21 protein-coding genes are annotated in these 20,685 nt (G+C 70.1%); 15 read left to right on the top strand and 6 right to left on the bottom strand.

The features are described 5' to 3' along the window. Positions 1-46 precede the first annotated feature (46 nt). The 4 genes from pspAB to Pmi06nite_RS01635 are packed head-to-tail and all read right to left on the bottom strand — an operon-like array spanning position 47 to position 2,560. A complete protein-coding gene (gene pspAB, locus Pmi06nite_RS01620; RefSeq protein ID WP_203950955.1) occupies positions 47-595 on the bottom strand; it encodes a PspA-associated protein PspAB in 549 nt (182 codons plus the stop codon). Beyond that, a complete protein-coding gene (htpX, locus tag Pmi06nite_RS01625; protein WP_203950956.1) occupies positions 595-1,488 on the bottom strand; it encodes a zinc metalloprotease HtpX in 894 nt (297 codons plus the stop codon). The genes pspAB and htpX overlap by 1 nt, the downstream gene beginning before the upstream one ends. After that, positions 1,488-1,766 carry a PspA-associated protein PspAA gene (gene pspAA, locus Pmi06nite_RS01630; RefSeq protein ID WP_203950957.1) on the bottom strand — a complete coding sequence of 93 codons (279 nt, stop codon included), beginning with the start codon at positions 1,764-1,766 and terminating at the stop codon, positions 1,488-1,490. Before pspAA ends, htpX begins: the two co-directional genes overlap by 1 nt. Beyond that, positions 1,763-2,560, bottom strand: a complete 798-nt coding sequence (locus tag Pmi06nite_RS01635; RefSeq protein WP_203950958.1) for a PspA/IM30 family protein — start codon at positions 2,558-2,560, stop codon at positions 1,763-1,765. Before Pmi06nite_RS01635 ends, pspAA begins: the two co-directional genes overlap by 4 nt. A 166-nt stretch (positions 2,561-2,726) precedes the next feature. On the opposite strand from Pmi06nite_RS01635, the gene Pmi06nite_RS01640 reads away from it, so the two are divergent. From Pmi06nite_RS01640 to Pmi06nite_RS01650, 3 genes are all read left to right on the top strand, one after another. Continuing rightward, positions 2,727-3,320 (top strand): DUF3043 domain-containing protein, encoded by a 594-nt coding sequence (locus tag Pmi06nite_RS01640; RefSeq protein WP_203951023.1) that lies wholly within the window; start codon positions 2,727-2,729, stop codon positions 3,318-3,320. Positions 3,321-3,686: 366 nt separating this feature from the next. Further along, positions 3,687-5,696, top strand: coding sequence for a multicopper oxidase family protein (locus Pmi06nite_RS01645; protein ID WP_203950959.1), 2,010 nt, complete (start codon positions 3,687-3,689; stop codon positions 5,694-5,696). A 26-nt stretch (positions 5,697-5,722) separates the two neighbouring features. Continuing rightward, the gene (locus Pmi06nite_RS01650; RefSeq protein ID WP_203950960.1) at positions 5,723-6,724 is read left to right on the top strand and encodes an aldo/keto reductase family protein; all 1,002 of its coding nucleotides are present in this window, start codon (positions 5,723-5,725) and stop codon (positions 6,722-6,724) included. Positions 6,725-6,771: 47 nt separating this feature from the next. On the opposite strand, the gene Pmi06nite_RS01655 is transcribed toward Pmi06nite_RS01650, so the two are convergent. After that, positions 6,772-6,978, bottom strand: coding sequence for a hypothetical protein (locus tag Pmi06nite_RS01655; protein ID WP_203950961.1), 207 nt, complete (start codon positions 6,976-6,978; stop codon positions 6,772-6,774). A 160-nt stretch (positions 6,979-7,138) separates the two neighbouring features. Between Pmi06nite_RS01655 and Pmi06nite_RS01660 the strand changes: the two genes are divergently transcribed. The 11 genes from Pmi06nite_RS01660 (at position 7,139) to Pmi06nite_RS01710 (ending at position 18,909) form a co-directional block, all read left to right on the top strand. Beyond that, positions 7,139-8,200: a bifunctional adenosylcobinamide kinase/adenosylcobinamide-phosphate guanylyltransferase gene (locus Pmi06nite_RS01660; RefSeq protein WP_203950962.1), complete on the top strand. Its 1,062-nt coding sequence runs from the start codon at positions 7,139-7,141 to the stop codon at positions 8,198-8,200. 34 nt (positions 8,201-8,234) lie between these two features. Next, the gene (locus Pmi06nite_RS01665; protein WP_239113467.1) at positions 8,235-9,167 is read left to right on the top strand and encodes an adenosylcobinamide-GDP ribazoletransferase; all 933 of its coding nucleotides are present in this window, start codon (positions 8,235-8,237) and stop codon (positions 9,165-9,167) included. Between the two features lie 262 nt (positions 9,168-9,429). Beyond that, positions 9,430-10,917, top strand: coding sequence for a leucyl aminopeptidase (locus tag Pmi06nite_RS01670; protein ID WP_203950963.1), 1,488 nt, complete (start codon positions 9,430-9,432; stop codon positions 10,915-10,917). A gap of 78 nt (positions 10,918-10,995) precedes the next feature. Beyond that, positions 10,996-12,375 carry a dihydrolipoyl dehydrogenase gene (gene lpdA / locus Pmi06nite_RS01675; protein ID WP_203950964.1) on the top strand — a complete coding sequence of 460 codons (1,380 nt, stop codon included), beginning with the start codon at positions 10,996-10,998 and terminating at the stop codon, positions 12,373-12,375. Between the two features lie 30 nt (positions 12,376-12,405). Continuing rightward, complete coding sequence (gene sucB, locus Pmi06nite_RS01680; protein WP_203950965.1) at positions 12,406-13,893, top strand: 2-oxoglutarate dehydrogenase, E2 component, dihydrolipoamide succinyltransferase; 1,488 nt, start codon at positions 12,406-12,408, stop codon at positions 13,891-13,893. 182 nt (positions 13,894-14,075) lie between these two features. After that, entirely contained in the window at positions 14,076-14,969 is an 894-nt protein-coding gene (locus Pmi06nite_RS01685) for a TIGR01777 family oxidoreductase (protein WP_203950966.1), read from the top strand. 30 nt (positions 14,970-14,999) lie between these two features. Next, on the top strand, positions 15,000-15,740 hold the full coding sequence (locus tag Pmi06nite_RS01690) for a Type 1 glutamine amidotransferase-like domain-containing protein (RefSeq protein ID WP_203950967.1): 741 nt from the start codon (positions 15,000-15,002) through the stop codon (positions 15,738-15,740). Between the two features lie 3 nt (positions 15,741-15,743). Then, positions 15,744-16,418 (top strand): lipoyl(octanoyl) transferase LipB, encoded by a 675-nt coding sequence (gene lipB, locus Pmi06nite_RS01695; protein WP_239113468.1) that lies wholly within the window; start codon positions 15,744-15,746, stop codon positions 16,416-16,418. Positions 16,419-16,422: 4 nt separating this feature from the next. Beyond that, complete coding sequence (gene lipA / locus Pmi06nite_RS01700; RefSeq protein WP_203950968.1) at positions 16,423-17,352, top strand: lipoyl synthase; 930 nt, start codon at positions 16,423-16,425, stop codon at positions 17,350-17,352. A gap of 48 nt (positions 17,353-17,400) precedes the next feature. Further along, positions 17,401-18,057 (top strand): DUF4191 domain-containing protein, encoded by a 657-nt coding sequence (locus Pmi06nite_RS01705; protein WP_203950969.1) that lies wholly within the window; start codon positions 17,401-17,403, stop codon positions 18,055-18,057. 63 nt (positions 18,058-18,120) lie between these two features. Continuing rightward, a complete protein-coding gene (locus Pmi06nite_RS01710) occupies positions 18,121-18,909 on the top strand; it encodes a class I SAM-dependent methyltransferase (RefSeq protein ID WP_203950970.1) in 789 nt (262 codons plus the stop codon). Between the two features lie 31 nt (positions 18,910-18,940). Here Pmi06nite_RS01710 and Pmi06nite_RS01715 read toward each other — a convergent pair whose 3' ends face one another. After that, the gene (locus Pmi06nite_RS01715) at positions 18,941-19,405 is read right to left on the bottom strand and encodes an RDD family protein (RefSeq protein WP_203950971.1); all 465 of its coding nucleotides are present in this window, start codon (positions 19,403-19,405) and stop codon (positions 18,941-18,943) included. A gap of 112 nt (positions 19,406-19,517) precedes the next feature. Between Pmi06nite_RS01715 and Pmi06nite_RS01720 the strand changes: the two genes are divergently transcribed. Then, positions 19,518-20,660 (top strand): DNA glycosylase family protein, encoded by a 1,143-nt coding sequence (locus tag Pmi06nite_RS01720; RefSeq protein WP_203950972.1) that lies wholly within the window; start codon positions 19,518-19,520, stop codon positions 20,658-20,660. Positions 20,661-20,685: the final 25 nt, after the last annotated feature.

A 20,685-nucleotide genomic window follows, 5' to 3' on the forward strand; every position in this document is an offset into this window, starting at 1 on the left:
TCGGCCGGCCTCGCCGTACGGGGTCGTCCCCGTACGGCGGGGCGGGTCACAGGCCGGGGGCGCCCCAGACGGGGAACCAGCGGGACAGGTCGGACTCGATCTTGAGCTCGCCGGCCAGGACGCCGCGCACCTGCAACTCCAGGGCGTTGTCGCGCTGCGTGCCACGCGCCGGGGCGAAGGGGTAGAAGGTGCCCTGCTTGTAGAGGTACACGATCGCGAGCGTGCGGTCCGACGGGTCGGAGAACGTCACGATCGAGCACAACAACGACGGCCCGAAGCCCGCGGACTCCAGCGACGAGTTGACGCCGTGAAGGTCGGTGACCAGGGCGGAGACGTCGAGGTTGCGCACCAGGAGCCAGGTGTATCCGTAGGTGTCCTGGGACACCTCGACCTTTCCCAGCAGGGTCTCGACGTCCTTTTCCAGCTGCGCGAACGCGCCGCCCTCCGCGGCGCGGAACGCCACGGAACCGGCCCCCGTGGGTCTGAAGCCCGTGGCGGCCTCCAGTGTCACGGCGGCCGACGGAAGCGCGAACAGGGCGTCGAGATCCGGCTTGGCGGGCTTGGAGCGTCCGAGCAGCGTGTCGAGCCAGCCCATCAGCGACCCAGAGCGGCGGAGATCTTCGCCAGCTGGTCCAGCCGGCGCTCCAGCGACGGGTGGGTGGAGAACAGCGACGCGACGCTCTGACCGGACAGCGCGGGGGTGAAGTAGAACGCGTTGAACGGCTGGGCCTCACGCAGGTCCCGCGTGGGGATGCGGGCGATGTCCCCGCTGACCTTCACCAGGGCGCTCGCGAGGGCCGACGGACGCTGGGTGAGGAACGCCCCGGCGCGGTCGGCGGCGAGCTCGCGGTAACGGGACAGGGCTCGCGTCAGCAGGAAGCTGACGGCGTAGACCAGCGCGGACACCAGGAAGATGATCAGCCCGATGGGCGGCCCGTTGTTGCTGTCCCGGCGACCCCCGAGGCCGGCGTACAGCGCGAATCGCGTCATGAGCCCGGCCACGATGCCGAGGAACGAGGCGATGGTCATCACCGCGACGTCACGGTGGGCGACGTGCGACATCTCGTGGGCGAGAACGCCTTCGAGCTCCTGCGCGTCCAGCCTGCGCATGATCCCCGTGGTCACGCAGACGACCGCGTTCTTCTGGTTGCGCCCGGTGGCGAAGGCGTTCGGCATGTCGGAGTCCGCGATCGCCACCCGGGGCTTGGGCATGTCGGCCATCGCCGTGAGCCGGTCGATGATGCCGTGGAGCTCGGGCGCCTCCTGCGGGGAGACCTCCCGCCCGTGCATCGCGAACAAGGCGATCTTGTCCGAGAAGAAGTACTGCACGAGCAGGAAGCCCGCGGCGATCACCAGGACCACCACAGCCTGAACGCCGACGGCGATCAGGATGGCCATGAACGCCACGTAGAGCAGGCCGAGCAGGAACATCGTCACGGTCATCCGCACGGACAGACCGCGGTCAGGCGCGAATCTGGTGCCGGCCATCAGCCAGGGATGAGCCCGGTGTCACCGAGCATCTCCCGCACCTCCTCGATCGAAGCGTCGGCGGGAGGCAGGATCAGCTCGGACGGCTCGAGCGACTCGTCGGGGAGGGCCTTGCCCACCTGACGGACCTTCTCCAGCAGCGCGTGCAGCTTGGTGCGGAAGACTTCCTCGTCATCGGACTCGATGGCCGCCTCGAGCTCCACGTCAAGGGTGTTCAGGACGTCGATGTCGGCCGCGCCGATCTCGACCTGTCCCTCCCCCATGATGCGAACGATCACAGCCCCTCCCCCTGCTTGTACTGCTGGGTCGGCTGCTGCGCCGGCTGCCCGGCCTGACCCGGCTGGCCGGCCTCGATGGCGCTCTTCGGCGCCGGGCCCTGGCCGAGCTCGGCCTTCATCTTGGCGATCTCGAGCTCGACGTCGGAGCCGCCGCCCATGCGGTCGAGCTCGGCCTGGATGTCGTCGCGCTGGCCGGTGAAGTCCTCGAGGGCTCCGCTGGCGAGCAGTTCGTCGATCGCGCCCGCGCGCGCCTGCATCTGAGCGGTCTTGTCCTCGGCACGCTGGATCGCGAGACCGACGTCGCCCATCTCCTCGGAGATGCCGGAGAACGCCTCGTTGATCCGCGTCTGCGCCTCGGCCGCCGTGTAGGTGGCCTTGATGGTCTCCTTCTTCGTGCGGAAGGAGTCCACCTTGGTCTGCAGACGCTGGCTGGCGAGGGTGAGCTTCTCCTCCTCGCCCTGGAGGTTGCCGTACTGGATGCGGAGATCGGCGATCTGCGTGTTCACGCCGTTGCGGCGGTTGAGCGCCTCGCGCGCCAGGTCCTCGCGGCCGGCCGACAGCGCCTGCCTGCCCTGGTTCTCCAGCTTGGTGGCCTGACCTTCCAGCTGGTTGATCTGCAATTCCACCCGCTTGCGGCTGGTGGCGACGTCCGCTACGCCCCGACGCACCTTCTGGAGCAACTCCAGCTGCCGCTGGTAGGAATAGTCAAGGGTTTCCCGCGGATCTTCCATCTTGTCCAAAGCCTTATTGGCCTTGGACTTGAAGATCATGGAAAGTCTCTTCATCACGCTCATGCGCGTCGGCCGTCCCCTTCTCAAGGTTGTGCGTGGGTGACCCCAGCCGTTCCAGCCATCCGATAAGCGGTCCAACCGCCTGGGTTCACCCTACGCATAACGCGCGAGGGCGTCACTAAGTTGCACTCCCGGTAGGCTGGGCGGCGTGTTCCGACGCCGTATCCAGATGCCTACGGACGACTCCCCCGTCCCTGTAGCTGATCCTAAACCCCACACGACTCCGAGCAAGGGGCGTCCCACCCCCAAGCGGAGCGAGTCACAGGGCCGACGCCGCATGCCCATGACGGCCCCGACCAACCGCAAGGAGGCCTACCGCCTCCAGCGTGATCGGGACAAGACGGCACGCGTCCGCGAGCGGGAGGGCCGGCTGCGTGGGGACGAGCGGTACCTTCAGCCCCGCGACCGCGGTCCGGTGCGGAAGTTCGCCCGCGACTGGGTGGATTCGCGCCGGGTCCCCTGGGCGTACGCCCTGCCGGCGATCCTCGCCCTGCTGATCCTGACGGTGATCCCGTTCCCCACGCCGATCAGGGCCTTCTTCTTCTACATCTACAACTACTCGGTTCCCGTGATGATCCTCCTGCTGCCGCTGTCGTACTTCATGGCGCTGCGGGTCAAGAAGGCGGCCGCCGAGAAGTTCCCCGACGAGAACCTCAAGGGCATCGGCTTCTACGCCGCCATGCGGGCGCTCCAGATGCGCCCCCTGCGGTACCCGAAGCCCACCGTCCGTCCCGGCGGCGCCCCCGTCCCACCCAAGGCCTGATTCCGTACGGCGGAGCACGCACTTTCTGCCACGGCTTTTCTGATCACGGCACGGCGCCGGCGGCCTCCACGGCCACCGGCGCCGTTGTCGTATGCGGGGCGAACCGGACCAGGCGTGCCCGGGCGCCTCCGTTCACCGCAAGGTGGACGTCCACTCCCGAACCCCATCGGACCGGCCGGGCCCTCTCGAACCCCATCGGACCGACCGGGTTCCCTCGGCCCGAACCCCCGGTCGGGCCAAGGTGCGATCAAGTTCAGCCCTCACCCGTGGCGTTTCACGATGATCTTCGAAGCCCCCGCCACTACGCTCCAGGATTTGCCGTCGGATCGCTGGGGGGCGAAACGATCTCGACAAGGGGCTGAACCATTGGACACCAGCAGGCGGAAGTTCTTCGGGCTCGCGACGGCCGTCGCCGTGGCGGGCGCCACGGCGCCGACGACGGCCGCGAACGCGGAGCGGGCCACAGGAGTCCCCGGGACACCGGTCCCGTCCGGGACACCGGAGCCGCCCGTCGCATCCGGGACGCCAGGAGAGCCGGGAGCCGGTGAGGGGCGGGCCGGACCGGGCGGAGGGGGCCGGGACCTCGCGGGCGCGGACGGGCCGGTGACGGCCACGCTGACGCCGTTCGCCGACGCCCTGTACATCCCTCCCATGATCAGACCGGCCGGCGGGGAACTGTCGATCGAGATGCGGGCCGTGACCAAGCGCCTGCACTCGCAGCTTCCGCCGACCCGGCTGTGGACGTACGAGGGCTGCTTCCCCGGCCCGACGATCGAGGTGCGCCGCGAGCAGCGTCTGCGGGTCGCCTGGACGAACCGGATCGAGAACGAGACCGTCCCGGTGACGGCGGTGCAGGCGTTCGCCGAGGTCGGCAAGCCCACGCTGCCGAACACGCTGCCCGGGAGCGGCGGCGCCGTGCCGCGGGACGACGTCGCGGGGATCCCGCCCTGGCTGGTGGTCCACCTGCACGGCGCGATCACCGGGGGCGGCCAGGACGGCTGGTCGGAGAACGGGCACCTGGCGGGCGAGGTGCAGTACTCGGAGTACCTGAACAAGCAGCCCTCCGCGGCCCTGTGGTACCACGACCACGCGATGCACACCTCGACCTGGACCCTGTTCGCCGGCCTGTTCGGCATGTACTGGATCAGGGACGAGGAGGAGGACGCGCTCGGGCTGCCGAGGGACGGGTACGAGATGCCTCTCGTCCTGTGTGACCGGAACCTGGAGACCGACTCCTCGGGCCTGCTCACCGGCCGGCTCCTGCACAAGGTGACGTTCAGGAACGAGATCCAGCGGGTCACCCGGCCGTTCGAGGGGCCGTACACGCTGGTGAACGGGATCATCTGGCCCCATCTGGACGTCGAGCCCCGCTGGTACCGGTTCCGCGTGCTGAACGCGGCCAACTCCAGAACCTTCCGGCTGGCGCTGATCGACGAGACGACCGGCAAGCCCGTCACCGGCGCGATCAAGCAGATCGGCACCGACGGCGGCCTGCTTCACTCGCCCGTGCCGATCGAGCCCTTCCTGTCACTCGCCTCGGGCGAGCGCGCCGACGTGCTGATCGACTTCAGCGCGTACCAGGGGAAGCGCCTGCGCCTGGTCAACACCCTCGCCGGCACCACACCGGGCGAACCGGCGGCGGGCATCCCGTACCCGGAGGTCATGCAGTTCCGGGTCGGCCGGCCGGCCGCGGGGCGCAACCGTGAACAGGAGGGCGGACACCGCGGCGGCGACACCTTCGAACTGCCGCGGGTCGTCTCCCCCGGCTTCGTCCGGACCACCCACGACAGCCTCCCGGTGGACCGTACGCACCGGATCGTGCTCACCAAGGTGGGCGGGGGCAAGCACTCGGAGATGTGGGAGATGGAGAAGGTGAACGCCGACTCCGTCAAGCTCGGGACCGACGGGATCGTCCAGCTCAAGACCGCGGACGGCAACGTCCTCACCTACCGGCGCATCGCCAACGGGCCGGACGACGTCGTCAACTACTTCGCGATGGAGGGCGCCTGGGAGCTCTGGACGTTCATCAACGCCACCGATTTCCCGCACCCGATGCACATCCACCTGATGCGCTTCCAAGCCCTTTCTCGGGATATTTACGACATCAGTGGATTCGACGCGACGATGGGCGCCACGACCAAGCCCATCGCGTACAAGCAGGCCGGGGTGCTGGAGGAGGGCGAGAAGGGCCTCAAGGACGTCATCCAGGTCGGCGTGAACGAGGTCGTCACCATCGCCGGCCGGTTCGAGGGGGCGACCGGGCGCTTCGCCTACCACTGCCACCTGCTGGAACACCAGGATGAGGGCATGATGCGCCCGCTCGTGGTCTTCCCGCACGCGGTCATGGCGATGCGTGCGGGACACGGTCACATGTGACGGCATTTGATCTAATGTGTCGGATCATGGAACACCGCCATCTCGGCCGCAGCGGTCTCATGGTCAGCGAGATCAGCTACGGCAACTGGATCACCCACGGCTCTCAGGTCGAGGAGGACGCGGCGCGCGCGTGCGTGCAGGCGGCGCTCGACGAGGGCATCACCACGTTCGACACCGCCGACGTCTACGCGGGGACGAAGGCCGAGGAGGTTCTCGGGCGGGCGCTGAAGGGCGTGCGCCGCGAGTCGCTGGAGATCTTCACCAAGGTCTACTGGCCGACCGGTCCCGGCCGCAACGACCGGGGTCTGTCCCGCAAGCACATCACCGAGTCGATCCACGGATCGCTCCGGCGGCTGCAGACCGACTACGTGGACCTCTACCAGGCCCACCGCTACGACGTCGAGACGCCTCTCGAGGAGACCCTCAAGACCTTCGACGATCTCGTACGGCAGGGCAAGGTCCTGTACGTCGGGGTCAGCGAGTGGTCGGCCGAGCAGATCGCCCGGGCCGTCAAGATCGCCGATGACATGGGCTTCGACCGGCTCGTCTCCAACCAGCCGCAGTACTCCATGTTGTGGCGGGTCATCGAGGCCGAGGTCGTCCCCCTGTCGGAGAAGGAGGGCATCGGCCAGGTCGTCTTCTCTCCGATCGCGCAGGGCGTGCTCACGGGCAAGTACCTGCCCGGTCAGCCGCCGCCCTCGGGATCGCGCGCGACGGACGAGTCCGGCGGGGCCAACTTCATCAGCCGCCTCCTCCACGACGACGTGCTCCAGCGCGTGCAGGACCTCAAGCCCATCGCTGCGGACCACGGCCTCACGATGGCCCAGCTCGCCGTCGCCTGGGTGCTGCAGAACCCCAACGTCTCGTCGGCCATCGTGGGCGCGAGCCGTCCCGAGCAGGTCCGGGACAACGTCAAGGCGTCCGGCGTCACGCTCGACGCGGACGCCATGAAGAAGATCGACGAGGTGCTCGGCTCCGTGGTGGAACGCGATCCCGCCAAAACCGTGAGCCCCGCCCGGCGTCCGTAACCCCGTCAGGCCTGGCGCAAACCCCGTCAGGCCTGGCGCAAACCCCGTCAGGCCTGGCGCAGGGACATCCCCGCGTATTCGACGCGCTCGTCCTCCATGAGCGTGACCTGCTCGACACCGGTCTCGAGCAGGTCGCGCCAGGTCTCTCCCAGCCACGACTCGGCGTCGGCCTGGCTGGAGAAGATCTCACGCGGCAGCGGGCGGTCCGTCAGCTCGCCGCCCTTAGCGTCCTCGTAACGCCAGCGCCATGTCATGCCCGCACGCCCTTTCCGAACCGTCCTCACCACGTGGGTCTCCCCCCGTGGGATGCAGCCGACCCTATATCGGCGTGGGCTCGGCGGGGGGCGAGGCGCGTGCCGGGAACGTCGGTGCGCGGCGCTAGGGTCGGGCACCTCGTGAAGAACCGGAGGTCGCGTGGAGGTCTACCTGGAGGGCACGGCCGGGCCAGAGGGCTGGCCCGCCCCCGGCTGCGGATGCGCGTCCTGCGGACGCCTGGCCCCCGGGCACCGCAGACCGGCGTCGATCCTCCTCGACGGTCATCCGTGGCTTCCCGGTCAGGCACTGCCCGAGGGATACGAGGTGAGGCGGGGGCCCGACGGCGACGAGGTCATCGCGCCTGACGGAGGGCGCCTCCTCCACTCCGCCGCCTCCCGGCGGCCCGGCTCGCGGCCGCACGCGCCGGAACCCTTCGATCTGGTGCTCATCGACCTCCTCGACCGGCCGGAACGCCTCGGCGACCTGCGCCGTCGCGGGCTGGTGTCCCCTCAGACACAGGTGGTCGCCGTGGGCGTCGACCATCGCGTCACCTCGGAGGCCGAGCTGGCCAGGAGGCTCGCGTTCTGGGACGCGAGAGCCGTACCCGACGGGACCTCGTTCGGCGTCGTCGTCCATGGCCCGCCGGACGAGGCTCCTCCCCGGCCCCGGGGCCGCACGCTGCTGCTCGGCGGCTCCCGTTCGGGCAAGTCGGCGGAGGCCGAGTTACGCGTGGCCGCCGACCCCGACGTGACCTATGTGGCGACGGGGCCGTCGGGCGGCGACGACCCGTCCTGGCTGGCCCGGGTGAAGGCCCATCGGGACCGCCGCCCTGCGCACTGGCGGACGGTGGAGACCACCGACCTCGCTCCCCTGCTCGCGGACCCACCGGGCACGCTCCTGATCGACGGGCTCGGGACCTGGCTGGCGGCGGTCTTCGACGAGTGCGGCGCGTGGCCCGGACAGCCCGGCTCCGCGGACGAGTCCGAGGTTCCCGCGGCCGACCAGGTCGCCCGGCGTTGCGACGATCTCGTGGCGGCCTGGCGGCGGGCGCCCGGCCGGGTCGTGGCGGTGAGCGACGAGGTCGGGCTCGGGGTGATCCCCGCCACCGCGAGCGGACGGCTGTTCCGCGACGCGCTCGGCAGGCTCAACCAGCGGCTCGCGCAGGAATCGGAGGACGCGGCTCTGGTCGTCGCGGGACGGGTGCTGCCGCTGCCGCTCTGAGCCGGGCCGTCCCCGGTCAGTACGATCGTCGGTTGTGTCCGGAACGCCGCAACAGCCTGGCCTTCTTTCCGCATGGCGGTTCACGGTCGGCATGCTGACCGTGTTCCCGGTGCGCATCGGGACCGTCGACCGCGCGGTCGCCGGCCGTGGCATGGCACTGGCGCCCTTCGCCGGCATGTCGCTGGGGCTCGTGGCAGCGGGGGTCCTCCTCATCGTGCAGTACCTGTCGGGGTCCGCGCCTCTGGCCGCGACGCTCGCCGTCGGCACGCTGGCCTGGCTGACCCGCGGGCTCCATCTGGACGGGCTGGCCGACCTCGCCGACGGGCTGGGCAGCCGCGCGCCGTCGCAGCGGGCGCTCGACATCATGAAGCAGTCGGACATCGGGCCGTTCGGCGTCGTCACACTGATCTTCACGCTCCTCGTCCAGATCGTCTCGATCGCACGGGTCCAGACCGCCGCGCCGCATCCGGCGCCCCTGTACGGAGCACTCGCCCTCGTGGCCGCCTGCACCACGGGCAGACTCGCCGCGACCTGGGCCTGCCGTGAAGGCGTGCCCCCCGCGCGCCCCGACGGCCTCGGGGCCCTCGTCGCCGGCGCCGTACGGCGGAGCCAGGCGATCACGACGACGGCGGTGTCGGCGGCCGTCCTCGCCCTGGCGGCACTCTCGATCCACCTCTGGACGGGACCCGCTCACTTCTGGACGGGATCCGCCTGCCCGGCCGTCCCCGACCTCTGGTCGGCAGGCAAGGCTTCCGTGGCCGTGGGCCCGGCCCGCCTCTGCGAGGCGATCGGCGTCCCCGCAAGCATGTTGCTCGTCCTCGTGCTCTCGCTGACGGCGGGGCTCGCCGCCGCCGCCCTGCTGCGCCGGCGGGCCGTACGACGGCTAGGCGGCATCACGGGCGACGTGCTCGGCGCGCTGGTCGAGACCGCCACGACCGTGAGCCTGCTCGTCTGGGTCCTGCTTTGACGGCCGGTTTCCCGGCGATTTCCCGGCGAAACGGCCTTCCCGCGAACTCGCGCATGATCACAAATCGTGACGTCGCCGGTCAGGCACGTGATCATCGAATCCGCGCATGATCACGCCTGAAATCAGGGCTGGTCGGGCGGCATATCACCGAGCCTGTGCATGATCACCCCACTGCCTGTTGGGGGCCCGGCCCGACGCGGTCATTCGTAGGACGAACCCTCGTTTATGCGTGGGGGAGTAAGCAGGGCTAGCATCGGCTCACGTGACCACAGTGCGCCTCAACGCCTCTCAATCGGTCTCCATCGAGACCGATGCATTGATCGTCGGCATCCATGCCTCTCCGGAAGGACCCCGGACGGCCCCAGGTGCGGACGGACTCGACCAGGCCTTCGACGGCCGGTTCGCCGAAATCCTCACCACAGTGGGATTCGCGGGCAAGGCCGAGGAAATCGCCAAGATCCCGACGCTCGGGGCGTTGCCCGCACCGGTCGTCATCGCCGTCGGACTGGGCGCCGCCCCCGAGGGTGACTACGAGCTGGAGACCCTGCGCCGCGCCGCGGGCGCCGCAGCGAGGACCCTCGCCGGCACGGCCTCCGCCGTCCTGGCCCTGCCCGCCGCCACGGCCGAGCAGGCCGAGGCCATCGCGACCGGCGGCCTGCTGGGCGCATACGGCTTCTCGAAATATCGCACCAACGGGGACAAGAAGGCCCCGGTCGGCGAGCTGGTCGTGTCGTCCGCCGCCGCGGGCGCCGAGGAGGCGCTCCAGCGCGCCACCACGGTGGCCGGCGTCGTCGACCTGGTCCGCGACCTCGTCAACACGCCCCCGTCCGACCTGTGGCCGGGCAAGTTCGCGGAGATCGCGCAGGAGGTCGGCGGCGAGGCCGGACTGTCCGTCGACGTGCTCGACGACTCCGAGCTGCGCAAGCAGGGCTTCGGCGGCATCGTCGGCGTCGGCCAGGGCTCGGTCAACCCGCCCCGCCTCGTCCGGCTCGGCTACCGGCACCCTGACGCCACGCGGACGGTCGCCTTCGTCGGCAAGGGCATCACGTTCGACTCCGGCGGCCTCTCGCTCAAGCCCGCCGCCTCGATGGACTGGATGAAGTCCGACATGGGCGGCGCGGCCGCCGTGCTCGGCGCGCTCCTGGCGGTCTCCCGGCTCGGCCTCGCCGTCAACGCCGTCGGTTATCTCTGCATCGCGGAGAACATGCCGTCCGGTTCCGCCCAGCGCCCCTCCGACGTGCTCCACACCTACAGCGGCAAGACGGTCGAGGTGCTCGACACCGACGCCGAGGGCCGCCTGGTTCTGGTCGACGGCATCGCCCGCGCCGCGGAGGACTCCCCCGACCTGATCGTGGACGTCGCCACCCTGACCGGCGCGCAGATCGTCTCCCTCGGATGGCGCACGGCCGCCGTCATGTCCAACGACGACGCCCTGCGCGAGGAGGTCGTGGAGATCGCCGGCGGCGTGGGCGAGAGCGCCTGGGGCATGCCCCTCCCCGAGGAGCTGCGCAAGGGCCTCGACTCCCCGGTGGCCGACATCGCCAACCTCCAGCCCGAGCGCTGGGGCAGCATGCTCGCCGCGGGCATCTTCCTGCGGGAATTCGTGCCGGACGGCATTCGTTGGGCTCATGTCGACATGGCGGGCCCCGCGTTCAACAAGGGTGAGCCGCACGGCTACACGCCCAAGGGCGGCACCGGCGCGATCACTCGCACGCTGATCGGCATCGCCGAGCGCTACGCCGGCAACTGAACCCCGATCTTCACAGACAAATGAAAAGATGCTGTCGGATCGATCCGGCGGTGCGTGAATCCAGCGAGGAGCATTCCAGTGGCTGATGGCAGCGGCCCCTTCGACATAGTGATCCTGGGTGGCGGCAGCGGTGGTTACGCCTGCGCCCTGCGAGCGGCGGAGCTCGGCCTGAACGTCGTCCTCATCGAGAAGGACAAGGTCGGCGGCACCTGTCTGCACCGGGGCTGTATCCCCACCAAGGCCCTGCTGCACGCGGCGGAACTGGCCGACCAGGCCCGCGAAGGCGAGGCCTTCGGCGTCCGCACCAAGCTCGAGGGCATCGACGTCCCCGGGGTCCACTCCTACAAGGACAAGGTGGTCAGCGGGCTCTACAAGGGCCTCGCCGGCCTCATCAAGAGCAAGAAGATCACCGTGGTCGAGGGCGAGGGCCGTCTGGCCGGCCCGAACCGCGTCGTGGTCGGTGACCAGATCTTCGAAGGCCGCCATGTGGTGCTGGCGACCGGATCGGTGCCGAAGTCGCTGCCCGGCCTCGACATCGACGGTGACAAGGTCATCTCCAGCGAGCACGCGCTGGTCCTCGACCGCGTGCCGTCCTCGGTCGTCGTCCTCGGCGGCGGTGTGATCGGCGTCGAGTTCGCCAGCGTGTGGCGCTCCTTCGGCGCAGAGGTCACGATCGTCGAGGCGCTCCCCCACCTGCTCCCGCTCGAGGACGAGTCCAACTCCAAGCTGCTCGAGCGGGCCTTCCGCCGCCGCGGCATCAAGTCGGAGCTGGGCGCCCGGTTCGAGAGCGTCAAGACCACCGACACCGGCGTGGTCGTCACCCTGCAGAACGGCAAGACCCTCGACGCGGAGCTCATGCTCGTCGCCGTCGGGCGCGGACCGGTCTCCGCCGGCCTCGGTTACGAGGAGGCGGGCGTCGCGGTCGACCGCGGTTACGTCCTGGTCAACGAGTACTGCCAGACCAACGTGCCGGGCGTGTACGCGGTGGGCGACCTCATCCCCACCCTGCAGCTTGCCCACGTCGGATTCGCCGAGGGCATCCTGGTCGCCGAGCACATCGCCGGCCTGAACCCGGTGCCGATCGACTACGACGGCGTGCCGCGCATCACCTACTCCGAGCCCGAGGTGGCGTCGGTGGGCATCAGCACGGCCGTCGCCCGGGAACGGGGTCACGACGTCGTCGAGCTCGCCTACAACCTCGCGGGGAACGGACGGAGCAAGATCCTCCAGACTCAGGGCGAGGTCAAGGTCGTCTCCGAGCGCGACGGCCGGGTCCTGGGCGTGCACATGGTGGGCAGCCGTGTCGGCGAGCTCATCGCGGAGGCTCAGCTGATCTTCAACTGGGAGGCCACGACCACCGACGTCGCCCAGCTGATCCACCCGCACCCCACCCAGTCCGAGGCTCTCGGCGAGGCGATGCTGGCCCTGGCCGGCAAGCCGCTGCACGTACACAACTAAGCCCTCTAGGAAACGCGAGAGAGAAGGACCATGCCGGTCTCCGTAACAATGCCCCAGCTCGGTGAGAGCGTTACCGAGGGCACCGTCACCCGCTGGCTGAAGAGCGAAGGCGACCACGTCGAGGCGGACGAGCCGCTTCTTGAGGTGTCGACCGACAAGGTCGACACCGAGATCCCCTCGCCCTCGGCGGGTTATCTCACCAAGATCATTGTTGCTGAGGACGAGACCGTCGAGGTCGGCGCCGAACTCGCTCTGATCGACTCCAACGGCGCGGCCGCCGCTCCGGCTCCCGCCGCGGCGCCGGCTCCGGTCGCCGAGCCCGAGCCCGCCCCCGAGCCCGAGCCGGCTCCCGCCCCGGTCCAGGCCGCGCCGCCCGCGCCGGCCCAGCCCCCGGTGCAGCCGATCTCCTCGATCCCGCAGCCCGCGCCCGCCGTCGTGACGCCGCCCGCACCGGCTCCCGCGCCGAGCCCGGCTCCGGCCCCCGTCACGCCGATCGCGACCACGCCCGCCGTCGAGCCGGCCCCGCTCCCCTCGTCGAGCGAGAGCCCGTACGTCACGCCGCTGGTCCGCAAGCTCGCGGCCGAGCACGGCGTCGACCTGGACGCCCTGACCGGCACCGGCGTGGGCGGCCGCATCCGCAAGCAGGACGTCATCGAGGCGGCCCGCGTGCAGCGCGAGCAGGCCGCCGCCGCGGCTCCCGCGCCCGCACCGCAGGCCGCCGCCGCTCCGGCTCCCGTTCAGGCCGTGGCGGCCACCCCGGCCGCCGCTCCCGAGCCGGTCAAGGTGGACACCACGCTGCGGGGCACCACGCAGAAGATGACGCGCCTGCGCAAGGTCATCGCCGACCGGATGCTGGAGTCGCTCCAGACCTCCGCGCAGCTCACCACGGTCGTCGAGGTCGACGTGACGCGCGTGGCCACGCTGCGCTCGCGCGCCAAGGCGGCCTTCGAGGCCCGCGAGGGCGTGAAGCTGTCGTTCATGCCGTTCTTCGCCCTGGCCGCGGTCGAGGCGCTGAAGGTTCACCCCAAGCTCAACGCCGTGATCAACGACGAGACGAGCGAGGTGACCTACCACGACGTCGAGAACCTCGGCATCGCGGTCGACACCGAGCGCGGCCTCATCGTCCCGGTCGCCAAGAACGCCGGTGACCTGAACATCGCCGGGCTGGCTCGCAAGATCGCCGACCTGGCCGAGCGCACCCGCACCAACAAGATCGGCCCGGACGAGCTGGGCGGCGGGACGTTCACGCTGACCAACACCGGCAGCCGCGGCGCGCTGTTCGACACGCCGATCCTGAACAAGCCGCAGGTCGGCATGCTCGGCACCGGCTCGGTCGTCAAGCGCCCCGTCGTCGTGGACACCCCCGACGGCGAGGTCATCGCGGTCCGCTCGATGGTGTACCTGGCGCTGACCTACGACCACCGCCTGGTCGACGGCGCCGACGCCGCGCGCTTCCTCACCACGATCAAGCGCCGCCTCGAGGAGGGCCGTTTCGAGGGCCAGCTCGGGCTCGCCTGACACGGTCGCGCCCGCCCGGCACCCGGGCGGTCGCCGTCCGGAAGCCGCCTCGCCGTCGCGCGGGGCGGCTTCCGCCGTTTCACGGGCTCCTCACCGTCCCGGGAGGCCCACCGAGCGGCGTCCTTTCGCGGGAGCGCCCGCATCGGCGGGCGGGGTGGGGTAGAAGCCCTAACGTGGATGAAATGACGATCGCGGTGACCGGCTCGTCCGGCCTGCTCGGCTCGGCCCTGATCGAGTCTCTGCGGGGAGCCGGAGCCCAGATCCTCAGACTCGTACGGCACTGCCCGCAAAACCCGGATGAGGCCTTCTGGGACCCGGCAGGAGGGGTCCTGGCCCCCGCAGTCCTGGAGGGCGTGGACGCGGTCGTCCATCTCGCCGGCGCGAGCGTCGGCGACCACAGATGGACGCCCGAGTACAAGCGCAAGCTCCTCGCCAGCCGGGTGCCGGGCACCCGGACCCTCGCGAAGGCCATGGCCGCACTGGACCGCAAGCCGCGCGTCCTGCTGTCCGGCTCCGCGGTGGGGTTCTACGGCGACACCGGGGACCGCGTCGTGGACGAGTCCGCGCCGGCGGGCAAGGGGTTCCTCGCCGGCCTCGCGCGTGAGTGGGAACATGCGGCCGCGCCCGCGGAGAACGCCGGAATCAGGGTCGTGCGCCTGCGGACGGGCTTCGTGGTCAGCGGGCACGGCGGAGCGCTCGGCCGGATGCTGCCGATCTTCAAGATCGGAGCGGGCGCGGCGCTGGGAAGCGGCAGGCAGTACATGTCGTGGATCTCCCTGCCCGACTGGGTGGCGGCCACCTGCTTCCTGCTGGCGAACGAGGGGATGTCGGGGCCGGTCAACCTGACGGCGCCGGAGCCGGTCACGAACGCCGAGTTCACCAGGGAACTCGCCAAGGCGCTCCACAGGCCGACCATGCCCGTCCCCGCCCCGGCCTTCGCACTGCGGCTCGCACTCGGGGAGTTCGCACAGGAGGGACTCCTCATCGGCCAGCGCGCCGTCCCCCGGCGCCTGCTCGACGCGGGCTACCGGTTCACCCATCCCACCCTCGGAGAGGCACTGGCGGCCGTACTCTAGTGAGTCCTTCTTCTGACACTGGAGTGAACAATGAGCCGGATCGGGCAGTCGCACATCGTCGCGATCGGCGGGGGGTCGTTCCGGCAGACGGAACGGTACGGATTCATCGAGCCGACGGGTCTGATGCGCTACGTGCTGGACCTCACCGGCGAGGACCGTCCGAAGCTGGGCATCCTCGCGACCGCCACCGGTGACGACGCCGACTGGCTGCTCAAGATGTACGGCGCGTTCAGCCACTGGGACGTCGAGGTCAGCCACCTCACCGTCTTCCCGATGCCCAACGTCGCCGACGCGCGTGAGTGGATCCTCGAGCAGGACGCCATCTACGTCAGCGGCGGAAGCGTCGCCAACCTCGCCGCCCTGTGGCGGCTCCACGGCCTCGACGAGGCATTCGCCGAGGCCTGGCGGTCCGGCATCGTGCTGTCCGGCCAGAGCGCGGGCGCCCTGTGCTGGCACGTCGGCGGCAACACCGACTCCTTCGGTCCCGAACTGCGGCCCTGGTCCGAGGGTCTCGGCCTCCTGCCGTACTCCTGCGGCGTGCACTACAACTCCGACGCGCAGCGCCGCAAACTGCTGCACGAGTCCGTGGCGTCCGGCGAGTTGCCCGAGGGATACGCCGCCGACGAGGGCGTCGCACTCCACTACGTCGGCACCGAATTCATCCAGGCGGTCACCGTCGATCCCAGCGGTTACGCCTACCGCATCGAGCGTGACGGCGCGGGAGTCAAGGAGTTCCGTATCGAACCTCGTCAGCTGGCCTCTACCCTTTAGGACGTGAAGGGCTTGGCCATCGTTCGGATGGGTGTCGACGTTCCGTACGAGCAGGCGTGGAGCACGCAGCGGCGTGCACACGACCGGCGGGTGGCCGGCGAGGTCTCCGATCTGTGCCTCATGCTGGAGCACGCACCCGTCTACACGGCGGGCAAGCGGACGCGTCCGGACGAAAGGCCCACCGACGGCACGCCGGTCATCGACGTCGACCGCGGCGGGAACATGACCTGGCACGGCCCCGGCCAACTCGTCGGCTATCCCATCATCCGGATCGACGACGTCTCCGCCTACGTCCACCTCCTCGAGGAGGTGCTGATCCAGGTCTGCGACGACTTCGGGGTCGCGGCGAGCCGGGTGAAGGGCCGGGGCGGGGTGTGGGTGCCCGGCGATCCCCTGCGGGGTCTGGACGACCGCCGCCTGGGCAGCATCGGCATCCGGGTGTCCCGCGGCGTGACCATGCACGGCTTCGCGCTCAACTGCGTCAACGACCTGAGCTGGTACGACCGCATCCGGCCCGCGGCGGCGGGCGACGGCGGCGTCACCTCCCTGTCGGCGGAGACCGGACGTCGCATCACCGTCGAGCAGGTCATCCCCTCCGCGGGAAAACGCCTGGCGGAGGCCCTCGGCGCCGAGGCGTACGACCTGTACGAGGAAGATTTGGCCGAGGTAATAAGCTGAACGCGTGACGGTTGCACCAGAAGGCCGCAAGCTCCTCCGCCTGGAGGTGCGCAACAGCCAGACCCCCATAGAGAAGAAGCCGCCGTGGATCAAGACGCGGCTGCACAACGGCCCCAATTTCAACGAGATCAAATCCTTGGTGCAGGGCGCGGGACTGCACACGGTCTGCCAGGAAGCCGGATGTCCCAACATCTCGGAGTGCTGGGAGGACCGGGAGGCCACCTTCCTCATCGGCGGTGACCAGTGCACCCGGCGCTGCGACTTCTGCCAGATCGACACCGGCAAGCCGGCCGAGTACGACAGGGACGAGCCGCGCCGCGTGGCCGAGTCGGTGACCCAGATGGGCCTCCGCTACGCCACGGTGACCGGTGTCGCCCGTGACGACCTGCCCGACGGCGGCTCCTGGCTGTACGCGGAGACCGCGCGGCAGATCCACGCGATGGTCCCCGGCTGCGGCGTCGAATTGCTCGTGCCGGACTTCAACGGCGACCGCGGGCAGCTCGAGGAGGTCTTCTCCTCCCGGCCCGAGGTCTTCGCCCACAACATCGAGACCGTGCCGCGGATCTTCAAGCGGATCAGGCCCGCCTTCCGCTACGACCGGTCCATGCAGGTCATCACCATGGCCCGCGAGGCCGGTCTGGTCACCAAGTCGAACCTCATCCTCGGCATGGGCGAGGAGCGCGAGGAGATCACCCAGGCCCTCCGCGACCTGCACGACGCCGGATGCGACCTGGTAACGATCACGCAGTACCTCCGGCCCACTCCGCGCCACCACCCGGTGGACCGATGGGTGAAGCCGGAAGAGTTCGTCGAGCTGCAGCGGGAGGCCGAGGAGATCGGCTTCGCCGGCGTCATGTCCGGGCCGCTCGTCCGCTCGTCCTACCGCGCCGGGCGTCTGTACCAGCAGGCGATCGCCGCGCGGCAGACCCTCTGATCGGTCTCGTTTTCATTAATCCACCCTGAGATTTGTATCCTTCAGACCATGGCGAAAGACCCTGCGGCTCCCGGACGGCTCAAGCAGATCCGGATGCTGGTCCAGATCACCAAGCAAGGCGATCCCAAGGCCATGCCGATCGTGTACGCGTCGGCCCTCGGGACGCTCGTCGTGTTCGTGGTGCTGGGCCTGTTCTTCGGCTGGACCTGGTACGTCACCGGCGTGTTCGCCGCCGTCCTGGTCGGCATGTTCCTGTTCGGCCGGAGGTCTCAGCGCGCGCAGTACTCGATGATGGACGGTCAGCCCGGCGCGAGCCTCGCCGTCATGAAGAACATGCGCGGCAACTGGTACGTCGATGAGAAGCCGGCGGCGTTCAACCGCGACCAGGACGTGGTGTTCCGCGTCGTCGGCTATCCCGGCATCGTCCTGGTCTCCGAGGGGCCGGGGACCCGGGTGCAGAAGATGCTCGTCGCGGAGAAGAAGCGCGTCCAGCGGGTCGCCATCGACGTCCCGGTGTACGACATCCAGTGCGGCAACGGTGAGGGCCAGGTGCCGCTGGCCAAGCTTCAGCGGCACCTGATGAAGCTCCCCCGCAACCTGAAGAAGCCGGTCGTCTCCGAGGTCAACAACCGCATGCGCGCGCTGACCCCGGCGATGCCGATTCCAAAGGGCCCGATGCCGCGCTCGCAGCAGCGGCCCCGTTGATCCGCACGGATCTCGTGGATCCCGCTCAGGCGGGCCGGCAGAAGGTTCTCGGGGGGTTCCAGGATGGACGTCGGCAGGAGGGCGGTCTCGCGCGCGGAGGCCTCCACGGCCAACCGCGGCTGGTGGGACGGCGAGGCCGACGACTACCAGGCGGAGCACGGCGAGTTCCTGCGTGACGACGGTTTCATCTGGTGCCCTGAGGGACTGGACGAGGCCGACGCGCACCTCCTGGGCGAGGTGGCGGGCAGGAACGTCCTGGAGGTGGGCTGCGGGGCCGGGCAGTGCGGCCGGTGGCTGGCCGCCCGGGGCGCCTCGGTCGCCGGGTTCGATCTCTCCCACCGGCAGTTGCAACACTCCCGCCGCATCGACCTGTCGACCGGCGGGGCGCTGCCCGTCGTCCAGGCCGACGCCGAGGTCCTGCCGTTCGCGGACGGCTCGTTCGATCTCGCCTGCTCGGCCTTCGGGGCGCTGCCGTTCGTGGCGGACGCCGGGGCGGTGCTGTCCGAGATCCGCCGGGTGTTGCGCCCGGGCGGAAGGTTCGTGTTCTCGGTCAGCCATCCGATCCGGTGGGCGTTCCCCGACGACCCCGGGCCGGGGGGTCTCACGGCCGACCGCTCGTATTTCGACCGGACGCCGTACGTCGAGTTCTCCGACGACGGTGTGCCGTCCTACGTGGAGCACCACCGGACGATGAGCGACTGGGTGGCCCTGATCGTGTCCTCGGGCCTCACTCTGACCGGGCTGGTCGAACCGGAGTGGCCGGAGGAACACGAGCAGATCTGGGGCGGCTGGAGCCCTCTTCGCGGCCGGCTCTTCCCCGGGACCGCGATCTTCCAGTGCCGCCGGCCGTGAGGCACGTCCGCGGCCGTGCCGTACGAGCCTGCTAGATCTTGACCACGACCGTGCCGGCGGCACGGTCGTGCAGGCCGCGGCGGTCCCTGTCCCAGATCAGCGCCGGTACGGCGAGGCACAGCAGGAACGTGCGGATCAGCACGGGCAGGAACGCGGGGCGGCCGCCGCCCTCGATCGCGGCCACCCGGATCCCGAACAGCCGCATGCCCAAGGTCATCCCCAGGGTGCCGACGAGCAGGATGTACTCCGCGGCGAAGACGGCGAGACCGATCCAGCCCTGATCCCGGGGATCGGCGTGCAGCAGGCCCCGGGCGATCGCCACCGTGCACACCAGCCAGTCGACCGCGATCGCGGCGAGCCTCCTGCCGAAGCCCGAGACGGAGCCGGACCCCTCCTCGGGCAGGTCCAGCCGCTGTCCCGGGTAGCCGAAGTCGGCTCCGGCCGCCCGCACGCCTCCGAGCCAGGTCTGTGTCCATCGGGGCTGCCGGTCACTCATGGTCCCCCAGCGTATCGGGGCCGGTGATCGGTCTTCCGCTCGGAGGCTAAGCCGTTCATCATGGGCACGGCGATCGGCTTTTTTCCGCCTGTTTCATCCATGGGAGGGAACGATGCGGCCGAGGGATCCCGACGACATCGACGCGCGCTTCGAAGCGCTGATCGCCCAGTTCGACAAGGACGAGATCAGGCGTCTCACCGAGGAGGCCGAGGGCCTCGCCGACGACCCGGCCGAAGATCCCGATGAGTCTCCTGTGGTCGCTCCCCGCCGGCGCTTCGACCGCCGGGGGGCACTCCCGATCGTGGTGATCGTGTTGTCCGGGCTGGTCGTGCTCATCGGCCTCATCATCAGCCTCAGCCCTGACATGCTCGGCGATCCCGGCCAGGGCGACACTCCCAGCCCCCGGTACGGCGACGCCCCCACTGTCGCGAGGGCCGATCCGATCCTCACTCCCATCGCGGACGACGACGCCGGGCAGGAGTTGCCGCGCCTCGCAGATCCCTTCGCCGGCTCCCCGGCGGCCGCGTTCGCCGATGGGAAGGCCGGTCTCGTCATGCCCACGGCCGAGGCTCTGGGCGGGCTGACCGAAGAGGAGGTCGGGGCCGCGCTCTCCCGCGTCCGGAGCCTGCTCGCCGCCGCCTATCTCGACCCGGCCGCCCTTCGCGGGAAGAGTCCTGACGCCTTCGTCAAGCTGCTCGACCCCGGGCAGCGCAAGTGGTTCACCCGTCATCTCGACAAGGCGGGCACACCCGACACCCGGACATGGGTGTTCAGTCTTGATCCCCGTACGGCGGAGCCGAACGGGGACACCGTCAAGGTCGACGGCGAGACGACGATCGCCGCGACCCGGAGCGGTGACAGGCGGGACCGCGCCGGGACGGCCGCGAAGGGGCGGAAGGGCGTCACGATCAAATCGGACTATCTGTTCGTCTACGCGGTCCGCCCGCACGGTGATCAGGTGACGACGATGCGGGTGGTGGCCCACTACGTGGTGAGGATCTCCGCCTACCGGGAGGGCGGCCGGCTCGTGATCTGGGTGGACGGCATCGCACGGAGCACCTTCGGCACCAGATGCGACCTTCGCGGCGCCGCCGGGGACGGGTTCGTCCATCCCGATCTTCCCGGTCATCCCGGGAGTCCCGGGACTCCCGGCCAGCCGAGGGAGGCCGGGCCCTCGGGCCCACAGGTCGACCCGTACGATCGGAGGGAGAACCAGGCCGGACGCCACCGGTGCCTGCCCACCATGGGCACGTGACCTGCGCGGAGAGTCCTAGCGGGCC

The organism is Planotetraspora mira, from assembly GCF_016863275.1.
Taxonomy (GTDB): Bacteria; Actinomycetota; Actinomycetes; order Streptosporangiales; family Streptosporangiaceae; genus Planotetraspora; species Planotetraspora mira.